The following is an 11,405-nucleotide window of genomic DNA, read 5'->3' on the forward strand; positions in this document are numbered from 1 at the left end:
GCCCCTTTTTGTTCCCTCGAATCAGGCCGGCGTTTGCATCCCGGATTTACCGTGTTGCCCTTGAAAGCGTTTGAGCGTCGCCTGATACATTTTCGTGCGCCGGTGATCTTTCCCGTAGGTGCCTGCCGCAGCGACGGTTCCTGCCTGAATGTGATCCAGATAGCTGAAAATCTTGCGCGGCGACAGGAACTTGATGCCATAGCCCAAGCCTGCTATTCGGTCCTGCAGCGTATAACCGGGCACTCGGTCATCCATGCAAAAGTGCAGCCCCAGAGACTTCATCAAGCGGACATTCCACAGCGTACAAAAACTCTTGAGGTGAGTTTCTTTATAGGGCTTCGGTTCTTTTGAACACAGGCCGAAGTGTTTCTTTGCGCGTCGAACATGGTGCTTGCAGAAACGCGAAGTTAAACGCCAGGTATCTCTCACCACGCCACGATTGATTTGCTCGACACAACCGACGGCGGCGATATCCGGCGTCTTTGTACATTCGCGCATCATCATGGCAAACACTTCCTTGTCGTAGACAAAGGTATCGGTGTGCAGCAGAAACAAATAATCGCTGTCGACTTTTTCCAGCGCCATATCCAGCGCCTTGCCATGCGCAATATGCCCGGCCTCTTTGCAAGGCGAAGGCCGTTCGATCAGATTGATCCAGTCCAAAGAACGCAAGTAATCCAAGCTTGCATCCGCCGAATCGTTGTCCACCACCCACACCGCAATACGTTGCTCTTTGACGTGCTCACGCAAAAGCTCAAGGCACATCCTGGTGATGTCCGGGGTTTTGTAATTTACCAAGACAAGGCTGAAGTTCGCCGGTGGCTGGGCTGGTAAATCAATGGCTTTCATATCTGAAGGACTCATCCGCGGTTCATGGGCAACAGTGATTTCATGAGCCGCAACGGTAGCGAGGCAACCTTAGGCGAAGCTTAATTTCCGGGTTCGCGTGGGTGACAGGCTAAACTGCGCGCCCATTTAAGCTTCAAGGAAGAGACGGCCAGCGCCGTTGCCTCACGGATGAAACCACTTTCCCTCTACCACCCGGCCCTTTACTGGCTGCGCGTGTGGCAAAAAAGACTGTTCCGCCAAATTGCCTGGCACTGCTCGCGCAAACGCTACGCACGTCTCGCCGGCGCCGTTGAGCGCTTGCTGTTTCGCTACCTCAAACACACCTCAAAACTGAGTAAGCACTCCATAAACCCCACCGTGTTCGGGTAGTTCGTGGATGACTTCGATACGCGGCAGATCAGCCGACAGTGGCTTGCGTTTGCCTCGGCGCGGTGTCGCGGCAACAACTTCTTCATCAGCGTCGCCAACCAACGGCATGGGTTCGCTTTCGGGCTCGTTGAACAAGGCCAATTGCGGGGTGTTGGGCTCGATGGTTTGCTCGGACTTACGCCCGAACAGACGGTCGCGCAACAGCTTGATCTGTTCTTTCAGGTCAACGATGTGGGTCTGATAAGCCTGGGCCGATTCCTCTTGGCGACTGAGTGCCTCAAGCAGCAGTTGCTTGAGCAAAACAGGATCATCAGGAAGGTCATCGGGCAGAGAAATCATGGCCCGGATTATACCGGGTCACGCCACGTAGCGCGGCGTCAAAACCTGATGAGGGCGGTTGCGCCAGAGGTCGAAACCGTCGAGCAGCCAGTTCAGTTCCTGGACGCTCAACACAATGGCCTCGTCGGTTACATCGGGCGATGTTTTAAAGCGCTCGGATTCGAGGCGCTTGAGCCAAAGGCAAAAGCCGTTGCGCTCCCAATACAAAATCTTCACCCGGTTGCGGGATTTGTTGAGGAAGACAAAAAGCACCGGGTCAAACACCGCGACCTTGAGGTCCAGTTCGACCAGAGCGGCGAGGCCATCGATGGATTTTCGCAAGTCCACGGGTTTGGGGTAGAGGTACACTTTTTCGACTTTGGCGTCGGGTCGCATCATGGCGGGGCTGGCTCCGGAGAAAAACGGGAGCACAGCATCCGGCGTCAGGGAAGTGCTTTGAATGTGTAGTTCATGGAGCGGTTACTTGCGAACTTCGTTCGGGGCACATTTGGGATGTTTCGAAACCCTGCGGCCCATGAGGCTCGAATACACTGGACTATGACCAAAGAAGATGCGGAGTATTTGCTTACAATCGTCTCTCTGATTCATCGACGCCTTGATAAAGCACATATGCCTCCGAGACTTTGAAACACCCTGCACTCCGAACTTTGAATTCATACGCCGCCGTAGGAAGGCGCGGCTCTGTCTGTCACTGCGCGTATCCGGTCGGCCAAGATTACGCTGCACTATGCAAAAGTTTGCTAACGGACAGAAGCGGATATCCAAAGTTCTAATGGTCCAATTTATTATCCAGCAGAACAACGGATAAGCCGAACACGGGAGTTATAAAGTAGACGAAATTCAGAAAATTAGCTGATCACAGCACCTTTCGGGCCACTAGCGATAAGGGCTGCGCCACAGGCGGTCTTCATCCCGTCCAGCGCGATAGGCGTGCCATCGACAGTATAGGTCCTGCTGCCCTCAGCAATCGTAAAAACGCCCTTGCACAATGGACAGCTGACCTTATGACCGAGCCCAGAAATTGGCTTTCCATTCAGATTAGTTTGGGAGAAAGCTTCTAGAACCTTACCACCATGTGAAGTGGAATCGCCTAGGCGAATAGCATCTTTCATATCATCACCCCGCCTTCAGATATCCGTTTTCCACAACGCCCCACTAAACTCAATTAAGCTCGTTGCAGAAAACGGAGCAAAGAAAGCTTGCACTATAAATTCAAGCGACCAAGCTATCCCTACTTAGGGAAAACAAATCAATCGATGTTTCTTCAAGCAACACTTCAAAAGCATCCGCACCTTTTTGTTCAATATATTTAAGCTCCGAGTCAAACACTGGAACAATCCACGCAAAAACGAATGTAAGGCCATGCGTATCAGGCCCAGTATAAGAAAATGATTCATCTCCAAAAAAAACCGGAGGCTTGATCCATACAGCAGAGAGCGAGCAATCATCAAAAACAACTCCCTCCCTCTGTATTAACTGATTATTCAACAAGGCGCAACTGGATCCAATAGCATCATCTGCAAGTTGCTTTACGATTGCGACTGCATTCTTGGGAATCTCATTCTGATCAATAGACAATAACAATTCGTGGTGTATTACTTGTGCAGACACCGAAGACTTAAGTCCTACATGTGAAAGGCCTAGCGTACAAAATGTGACAACACCTTCCACACTACCATCCCGACACTCAACTACTTGATAAGAATGTGAACCTTCAGAAAAGTCCCACCCTTGGTAAATTTTCCCAAAGTGCTTCTCTATATGTTCAATAATGCTCATTTTCGATTTCCTTCTCTACGGTTGCAGGATGGGCATTTTAGAATAACGCCCGTCTGGTAATTGTCGAGAACCTCTTTTCGACTTACGCCGTCTGGGAAATCTCTTTTGCTCCACGGATCGGGATGGTGATCCATATCCCAATCTCGCGGACCTGTTCCTGGAGCAACTTCTACTTCTGTTTCGCACACAGGACAGATTTTGCCTCCGTTCGGTCCGGGAAGGGCACTATTCCATGCGTCCCTTACAGATGCCTTTCTCCATCCTCCACGACTCGTGACCTGGCCTTTTTCATTTGTACCTTTAACCAATCCAAGCGGATCAATCCAGCCATTGGCGTTTGGCGCATACTGGTAGACGTTAATGCCGCCCGCGAAGCCAATAGGATCCTGCGAAATAAACCGCCCAACCCTCGGATCATAGTATCTATATCGATTGTAGTGCAGCCCAGTCTCATGATCGTGATATTGCCCCTGGAACCGTATCGGATTCGTCACACCATGCTGCCGAGCCCATTCTGAACGCTGCTCCGTCACCTGCCCCCACGCCTTAAACTGCGCGGTCCAGGCCATGTTGCCTTGTGAATCCGTCAGTTCCTGCGGTGTTCCCAGGTGATCACACTGATACCAGGCCAACGCATCAAACGGTAATGCTGTGGCTTTGTGATTCCACAGGGGATCCTCATCAAGGCTGTACTCACCGCTGTAATCAGGCTGCCCCATGAGCTTGATCGGCGCCTGGCGCACAGCTTGAGCCACTGGAACAAAGGTTCCCGGTTCAAAGATGTAATGCACCGTGCGACCCGGTTCGCCATCGCCCTGCGCCAGACTGCTTTCCCAAGCGAGGTTGTCGCCATCCCATCCGTAAAGCGTAAAACCGCAGCCCAGTTCACGCTGTTTGCGGGCGTGCTCGTTTCTGTTCCAGAGGGAGCCGGCTTCCGGGCGCTGTTTGTAGTGGGCGCGGGAGTTTTTGTGCAGGCGGCGTCCCAGTGCGTCGTAGGCGAAATCCACGCTCAGACGCGGATCTTCGAAATGCACCAGTCGATCAAACAAATCCCAACGCAGATCACTGCGTTGGCCGTTGTGCCAGCGCTGGATCTGATTACCGCGTTCGTCGTAGTCGTAGTGAGTGCCGGCGTATTCGCGCAGCAGGTTGTCGACCAGTTTGCTGCGCGGTGGCGTCATATCCAGTGGACGACGGATTTCGGCAGTCTTGTCATCCAGCAGGTTACCGGCCGGGTCGAAGGCGAACGTTTCAACGCCTTGACGCGTCACGGCGCTGAGCAGTCGGCCGACGGGATCGTAACGATAGGCGAGCGGGCCGCGACGACTGTCGTTGATGTCGGTCAGTTGGCCGGCAGCGTCATATTTGTATTCGCGCTTGAGCAGAATGCTTTTGTCATCGCTGCGTCCCAGCAGTTGCTCCTGCAAGCGTCCGGCCGGGTCCCAGCTTTGAGTTTGCAGCAGGTGATTGCCTTGGTGGCGGGCGATTTCGCGGTGCAGGTCGTCGCGCTCGTAGCCGATCAGTTCATGCTCATCCAGACGCATGCCCAGCAGGTGGCCGCTGCCGTAAGTGAGCCAACTGACACGGTGGCCGTCCGGACGAACGGTGGCAACACGCTGGTTGAGCACGTCGTACTCGTGCTGCCAGATCGCGACGGTGGGCTTTTCCAGTCCGAGGTAATGTTGGTGCTCGCGAAGCAGATTGCCGGCCGGGTCGTGGAACCATTGCAGGCGGCTGTCGGCGTTGTCGGCCAGCACCATGTTGCCGTTGCCGTCATAGGCAAAGGTTTCGCTTTGCGACTGCTCGCCCAGGGTGGCGCGACGCTCGGTCAATCGGCCCATCGGGTCGAAGCTCACCGAGATGATGCGTTTGCCATTGATCGATTGAGCAAGCCGCCCCGTTTGAGCATCGTATTGATAGAGCGTGGTGTGGCCGTCGAAGCCTCTTTCTTCCAGCAGGCGTCCGACCGGGTCGTAGTGGAAGTGCGCACGCTGTTCGTTTTCGTTTTCCAGGGCCGTTAGCCGTCCGAGACGGTCCCATCGATAGCGCAGGGTCTGCTCGGCGGCATCGACACGTTCGGCGATCAAGCCAGCCGCGCTGTAGCTCCACGTGGTGCAACGATCAAGTCCATCGACATGCGCCAACAATCGACCTTCGGCGTCACGATCAAAGCGCTCTTCGGTCTTGTCCGGGTGCTTGATCAGCACCAGTTGGCCGGCCTTGTATTCGTATTCGGTGGCATTCCCGGCCGCGTCGGTGAAGCAGATCATCTGCCCCAGTTCGTTGTATTCCCAAGCGCTTGTTTTGCCCGAGCAATCGACGTATTCGACCAGTTGCCCGGCGTCGTTGTAGTCCAACGTCTTTTCGTTGCCGTTGGCGTCCTTGATCGCGGTGGGCTGGCCGGATTTGTTGTAGGCATATTCGGTTTTGTTGCCCAGCGGATCCAGCGCTTCAACCAGATTGCCTTGATCGTCATAGGCGCGCTGCCACTGACCACCCTCGGCATCACTGATCTTGATCAGCATGTCTTGATCGTCGTAGGCGTAATGCATCACCGTGTGATCGGCGCGGATGTGCTCGAGCAGGTTGCTGCGTTCATCGTAGCTATAGCGATCGGTGCTGCCGTCGGCATTGACGCGGCGCACGATGTTCTTGGCCTCGTCGCGGAAGAACCATTCCGAACGCTCGTCGGCGTAGCGAATTCGGTAGGTGTAGCCAAGGATGTCGTAGTAGTGCCAGGTCTCGTTACCGAGCGCGTCGGTGACGTAGGTCAGACGAATGTTTTCGTCCCACTCCAGACGTGTGTCGAAGCTGCCGTCGTCGGCCCATTCGCGCACGGCTTTGGCCTTGGCGCCTTGGCCGTCCCACTCCAGATTCATGCCGCGACCGGTGCGGTCGGTATAACGCGTAATCAGGTGATGCTGGTATTGATACAACCAGACTGCGCCGTTCTCATCCTGCGCCCGAATCAGGTCGCCATAGGCGTCGTACTGGTAAGCACAGAGTTGTCGCAGTGGGGCACCGTCAACGATTTGCCAAAGGCCTATCAGTCGGCCGTGGTCGTCGATCATCGTGCCGAGGTGCAGGTGCACCTTGTTGATGTCGTTTTCCTGATAGGTGATCAGGTCGGAGAGCACCGATTGTTCGCCATGGCGATGCTCGTAATGCAGCATGATCCCGGCGCCGTTGCGCAGAGAAATATTGGTCAGCACGAAGCGCTGGCCATGGCGGACGTAGGTTTCTTTGCGTTCGAAACCACGGCACAGCAGAAGTTGATCTTCGCTGTTGCGGACCAGGGTGATGTTTTCGATAGCGTCGTAGTGGAACAAGCCGACCTTTGGCAGTGGGTAGCTGTGGTCGCGGCCGTCAGCGCCGTAGAACGTCAGCCCATCGTCCACGCAGTCAAAACGCGTGGTGAATTCGTTGATCCAGCGAGCGCCGACTTCGCTCTGATCGTAGGCATCGAGGCGGGAGTTGTACGTGCGCGTCCATTCGATCGGAAAGGGGCCAGGCAAGCTGAAATCGGTATGGCTGAGGCTTTCCGAACCCAGAGCAAAGTTAATGCTGTGACGGGTGCTGGAGCAGGCACAGTTTCTTTTCGGGTTAGGGGCGTGAGTCGCCGGAGCCTGTCGGCCCGTCGCTCCCAACGCACCTTCCGAGGCCGTGCGCTTGGCCTGGCTGGTCTGATCCGGTTTGACACCGGCCCCTTGACCATGGGCATTGCGCTTGCGCCAAAGGGTGACGGCACTGGACAGGATCAACAGCAACCAGCCGATGGAGTTCTGAACTGACTCGTCGTCCAGCTTGCTCAACTGGGTGCGCAGCTCCGGGCCCATCGCACGCAGTTTTGCGGTTTCCGTGGCAACCCGTTTTTTCACTTCATCGGGTAGCAGGTGATCAGCCGCACTGTTGGCCAGACCTTTGCCTGCGGCTTTATAGGCGCTGGCCGCAGCGCCGAAGATGTTGCCGAACGATGCAAGGGGATCATTCTTGAATTGATCGATCGCCGCACTAGCTTGTGCGCTGGCCGCGTTTAGATCGCCCTTGGCATCAAGCTTGCCATTAGCCACCGTCTCAAGGCCTTTGGCTATCTCGTTGATGACGTCCTCGCCCAGCTTGCCAGCGTCCGCCAGAATGCCCGGCAGCTTGCCTTTCGCTTGTTCAACGAAATCGTCGAGGGTACCGATGATGGATTCGTTCAAGTGTCCGATGAGGACTTCGATGACCGATGAACTGAGCAGCATCTTGCTGCTGGCCTTCATCTCCTGACGTACGAGAAACAGAGTCGGGCGCAGGGTCATGCGCGCAGCTGCCATCGCCGGTGGCAACGGCAAAACACCGATCAGATTGATGCCCAGACTGGCCCACGCCAGCAGGTCGCGTTTCTGCGCGTCGGACAGGGTAACGATGTCACCCAACGCATCGATCAGCGCCATAATGTTGCCCACCACGGGTAAGGCGCCGGCGACGTTCTTGATCCGATCAAGGGTGACCACGCCATCCGTGGCTGATTGCAACCAGGCATCGAAGGTCGCTGCGCTGCTGGCAACGTCCTGGATGTCGATGGCGTTCAGTGGAACGATGGCAACCTGAGGTTCACGTTTTACGATTTCAGTGGTCATGACAGCATCTCACCCGCCAACAGGCCCGGGGTTTTCAAGGAAGGTTTTGGAAGCGTTGGCGCGGGAAGCGTCGGTAGCTGTCCGCCCTTGCTCGCGGCGCCGAGGATGCTCGACGCACTCGGCATGGCGGCACTCGCCAGTTTCGGCAATCCAGCCACTCCGCCCTGCACAGCGCCTTTGACCTGCTGCGCCGTTTGCATTGCGCCCTGCGCGGTCTGCACCGCACTCATCCCTGTTTGTGCCATGTCCTTACCCTTCTCTAGCATGTCCCAGTTCTTGCTCGGCAACACTTGAGCGACCATTGCTTGCACCTGACTCGGCACGTCTTCCGCGCCCGGCGGATTCAACGGCCATTCCGGCTTGCCGATGTAGCTGCCATCGCTCCAGGTGTCTGCCGGATCCTTGCCGAACAACACCCGCGCTGGTCCCGGTGCGGCGCCAGAGACGCTGGCGAAACCCTTGGCGTCGAGCTTGCCTTTGATGCTTTTGCCCAAGGCATCAATGACTTCGTAATCGCCGTCCTTGATGCCTTGGCGCCCGGCGTATTGGTTGAACAATTCGAGGTTGCCCTTGCCGGGTTTTGGTGGTTCCGGGAACACTCCGGCGAGACTTTTCGCGCCGGTGTAGGCGAAGTTCGCCGCGTGCGCGGTGTACGGGCCGCTGGTGGCGTGGGTGATGCCGCCAGCGTTGTAGGTGGTGGCGCTGCCGCCGCCCTGAATCACCAGTTCGGTTTTCGCGGTGATGGTGATGCGGTCGGCGTTGGCGGTGATGTTGAGTTTGGCCAGCAGGTTGATGCTGTCCTTCAGCGCACGCACATCGATGTCGCCGGACGCCGCCACCAGACGCCAGCCCATGCTTTGCACGAACAGGCGCATGCCGCGACTGGCGCTGGCCAGCAGACGTTTGCCGATTGACAGGCTGGTGTGGCCGGTGCTGCTCAACGCCAGGTGTTCGCCGGTGGCGATGTGGCTGGAGCGTGGCGTCGTTAACGCAATGCCGGCCGGGCTGGCGAGGACCAGATGCGGTTCGGTGAATTCCGGGAATTCGTTGGCGGTCATGTTCGCAGGGCCCGAGCCGAGCACGCCTTGATGCTGAGCATGCAGCGCTTTGGCCACGTCGTCCTGATCGCCTGCTTCCTGCGCTTGTAGCTCTTTGGCCTGCACGGCAAAACCGTCCTGCTGATCGCTCGCGGTGGCGAGGCGTTCGGCGGTTTCCGGCAGATCCTTGTGATGTTTCGACTCGTTCGGACGTGGCTCGGTGGTGATCAGCAGACCGGCCCCGGCACGCACTGCGCCGTGGCGGTCGGTGCGCAATTCGAACCCTTCGCCACGCGGCTGACCACCGCTTGGGCGTGGATGCGTCAGGTAGCCGAGGTTGATCGCACTGGCGCCGTGGTCACTGCGCAGCGCGATGCTGATCTCGCTGGTGGTGTCGTCGATGCGCAGTTCGTTGGCGCGGCTGCCCTTGTATTCCTTGCTCTTGACCGTGGCCAGGGTCTTGAAGTCCGGCAGTTTGTACGGGGGCAGATTGGCGCCGTGGTACAGACAACCGGTGATCAGCGGCTGGTCGGGATCGCCCTCAAGGAAGGTGATCAAGACTTCCATTCCGACGCGCGGAATGTTGATCGAGCCGAAGGTTTCGGCGGCCCAGCTCGACGCGACGCGCATCCAGCAACTGGTCATGTCGTCATGCTTGCCTTCGCGATCCCAGAAGAACTGCACCTTGACCCGGCCATACTGGTCGCAGTAGATCTCTTCGCCTTCCGGGCCGCAGACCACGGCACTCTGGGTGCCGAGGACTTTCGGTTTCGGGTGATCGAGCGGCGGACGGTAAGGCACGTCCCACGGGATCGCGCTGAAGCGGTTGCGGTAGCCCTGGTGGAAATCGTCCTTGTTGTCCGTGGTGTCGCTGGTCACCGACTCTTCCAGCACTTGCGGCTGCTTGCCTTCGTGGAAGATTTCAGTGAGCAGCCACAGGTCGTTCCACGTCGGGTTGGCGTGTTCGGTCAGGGCGAGGAAATGCCCGGTGACGAGGATTGGTTGGTCGCTGTTGCCTTCGGCAAGACGATAGTCGCTGCGATGGCGTTCCAGCGCGCGATTAGCCAGATGTTTACCGCGCTCGCGATCAACGAACCGGCCCGGGTAGTCGTAATCTTCCAGATCCGGTTGGGCGCTGCTTTTGGCATCGCTTTCCAGCTCGATTTTCGGTTTGACGAAGTCGTAATCGCGCCGCGTGGTACGGCTGGTGCGCGTGGCCAGACGCAGGCCGAAACGCTTGACCACCGGTTTGTCAGCGACCAGTCCGGAGTCCTGCTGATAGGCCACGGGCGCGAGTTTCGGGAACACGGTCTGGTCATCGCCGAAGGTCAGTTTGTGGCCGCTGGCGGTGTGCTGAAAGTGGTAGTGAATACCTTCTTCCTCGCACAGGCGCTGGATGAAATCGAGATCCGATTCGTCGTACTGCACGCAGTAGATGCGCTCGGGGTAGATCGCGCTGAGCTGGAAGTGATAATCGCTGGCGAGAATGCCGTGTTCTTCCAGCACCTGGCTGATGATCTGCTGCACGGTCATCTGCTGGAAGATGCGCTGATTGACCCGATGCGCGAGGTACGCCAGTTGCGGGCGCAGGGAGATTTTGTAGCGCGTCAGGCGCTTGCCAGACTCACCCTGGGCGATGCTATAGACCAGCCCGTGAATGCCGGTGCCGGTCGGCGACAACTGAAGAAACGCCAGTTTGTGCAGCACGCTTTCGAGGTTGATCGCAGCCTTTTCGCTGACCAGTTCCAACTCGAATTCGAAGGGGGTGTTGAGTGCCTCCCGGCCGGTAAACGACAAGACCTGGAAATCGGTTTCCACGCCATCGACGGTCAGGTTGAAATGAGGCTGGTTGGCCGGTGAGAACATCCCTTGTTCCTCGCGCAATGCTGCGACGCGCAACAGCCGGTTGGCGGGCTATTGGCGAAAAATTCTTTAAGTAGTGAGTGTGCCTCGACCGGCGAAACCGGCCGAGACGGTAAAACCATCAGCCGCGATTAAACGACTGGAGCACGCCAGTCATCGGAACCCGAAGTACCGGATACTTCGTGAGTCCAGGTGATTTTGCGGTAGGTGAACTGCACTTCTTCCAGGTGGGTGAAGTGCGAGTTGCCTGGATCCTGGCAGTTGTGCATTTTGTTGTTGATGGCGACGATGATCGCGTCTTCCAGTTTGGTGGTGTAGTAGTGCTCTTGGGTACCTTGAGCCGAAGTACGGAACCACTGGATAACGATTTCGCTCATGCGCTCGCCGGAAGTCAGAGCGGCTTGCAGCAGAGGCGAAGCCTTGTCGTAGACCTTGGTGATCACAACTGGCTTGTGAACGCGCTGACCGGTTGGCTGACCGGATTGCGGGTCACGCGGGATGATCACGTCGTGGCTGAACGCCTGAACCATGACCTGGTCTTCGTGAC

8 protein-coding genes and 2 pseudogenes are annotated in these 11,405 nt (G+C 56.9%); 2 read left to right on the forward strand and 8 right to left on the reverse strand.

What is annotated here, in order from left to right; all coding sequences use genetic code 11:
- Nucleotides 1–21: 21 nt before the first annotated feature.
- Complete coding sequence (locus K5E40_RS03175) at nt 22–849, reverse strand: glycosyltransferase family 2 protein (RefSeq protein ID WP_221729572.1); 828 nt, start codon at nt 847–849, stop codon at nt 22–24.
- Nucleotides 850–1,017: 168 nt separating this feature from the next.
- On the opposite strand from K5E40_RS03175, the pseudogene K5E40_RS34870 reads away from it, so the two are divergent.
- Nucleotides 1,018–1,182: pseudogene (locus K5E40_RS34870) on the forward strand (vancomycin resistance protein); the annotation flags it as partial.
- 24 nt (nt 1,183–1,206) lie between these two features.
- On the opposite strand, the pseudogene K5E40_RS03180 reads toward K5E40_RS34870, so the two are convergent.
- Both K5E40_RS03180 and tnpB read right to left on the reverse strand, forming a co-directional pair.
- Nucleotides 1,207–1,557 (reverse strand): annotated as a pseudogene (locus K5E40_RS03180) (transposase); the annotation flags it as partial.
- A gap of 18 nt (nt 1,558–1,575) precedes the next feature.
- A complete protein-coding gene (gene tnpB, locus K5E40_RS03185; RefSeq protein WP_260455492.1) occupies nt 1,576–1,935 on the reverse strand; it encodes an IS66 family insertion sequence element accessory protein TnpB in 360 nt (119 codons plus the stop codon).
- Nucleotides 1,936–2,007: 72 nt separating this feature from the next.
- Between tnpB and K5E40_RS35500 the strand changes: the two genes are divergently transcribed.
- On the forward strand, nt 2,008–2,184 hold the full coding sequence (locus tag K5E40_RS35500; protein WP_221729573.1) for a TIGR02391 family protein: 177 nt from the start codon (nt 2,008–2,010) through the stop codon (nt 2,182–2,184).
- Between the two features lie 221 nt (nt 2,185–2,405).
- On the opposite strand, the gene K5E40_RS03195 is transcribed toward K5E40_RS35500, so the two are convergent.
- From K5E40_RS03195 to K5E40_RS03215, 5 genes are all read right to left on the reverse strand, one after another.
- A complete protein-coding gene (locus tag K5E40_RS03195) occupies nt 2,406–2,669 on the reverse strand; it encodes a PAAR domain-containing protein (RefSeq protein WP_221729574.1) in 264 nt (87 codons plus the stop codon).
- A 100-nt stretch (nt 2,670–2,769) separates the two neighbouring features.
- The gene (locus K5E40_RS03200) at nt 2,770–3,336 is read right to left on the reverse strand and encodes a suppressor of fused domain protein (protein WP_221729575.1); all 567 of its coding nucleotides are present in this window, start codon (nt 3,334–3,336) and stop codon (nt 2,770–2,772) included.
- Nucleotides 3,333–7,958: an RHS repeat-associated core domain-containing protein gene (locus tag K5E40_RS03205; protein WP_221729576.1), complete on the reverse strand. Its 4,626-nt coding sequence runs from the start codon at nt 7,956–7,958 to the stop codon at nt 3,333–3,335. The genes K5E40_RS03200 and K5E40_RS03205 overlap by 4 nt, the downstream gene beginning before the upstream one ends.
- A complete protein-coding gene (locus tag K5E40_RS03210; protein WP_221729577.1) occupies nt 7,955–10,861 on the reverse strand; it encodes a type VI secretion system tip protein VgrG in 2,907 nt (968 codons plus the stop codon). Before K5E40_RS03210 ends, K5E40_RS03205 begins: the two co-directional genes overlap by 4 nt.
- A gap of 128 nt (nt 10,862–10,989) precedes the next feature.
- Nucleotides 10,990–11,405 (reverse strand): Hcp family type VI secretion system effector (locus tag K5E40_RS03215; RefSeq protein ID WP_221729578.1); only part of this gene is annotated, 416 nt, incomplete at its 5' end.

Origin of the sequence: Pseudomonas baetica (assembly GCF_019733355.1) — a bacterium.
Classification (GTDB): Bacteria; Pseudomonadota; Gammaproteobacteria; order Pseudomonadales; family Pseudomonadaceae; genus Aquipseudomonas; species Aquipseudomonas baetica_A.

Bases quoted from the DNA above. Each gene is read 5' to 3' on its own strand.
- K5E40_RS03175 (WP_221729572.1), bottom strand. From the start codon at position 849: ATGAAAGCCATTGATTTACCAGCCCAGCCACCGGCGAACTTCAGCCTT.
- tnpB (WP_260455492.1), bottom strand. From the start codon at position 1,935: ATGATGCGACCCGACGCCAAAGTCGAAAAAGTGTACCTCTACCCCAAA.
- K5E40_RS35500 (WP_221729573.1), top strand. From the start codon at position 2,008: ATGGAGCGGTTACTTGCGAACTTCGTTCGGGGCACATTTGGGATGTTT.
- K5E40_RS03195 (WP_221729574.1), bottom strand. From the start codon at position 2,669: ATGAAAGATGCTATTCGCCTAGGCGATTCCACTTCACATGGTGGTAAG.
- K5E40_RS03200 (WP_221729575.1), bottom strand. From the start codon at position 3,336: ATGAGCATTATTGAACATATAGAGAAGCACTTTGGGAAAATTTACCAA.
- K5E40_RS03205 (WP_221729576.1), bottom strand. From the start codon at position 7,958: ATGACCACTGAAATCGTAAAACGTGAACCTCAGGTTGCCATCGTTCCA.
- K5E40_RS03210 (WP_221729577.1), bottom strand. From the start codon at position 10,861: ATGTTCTCACCGGCCAACCAGCCTCATTTCAACCTGACCGTCGATGGC.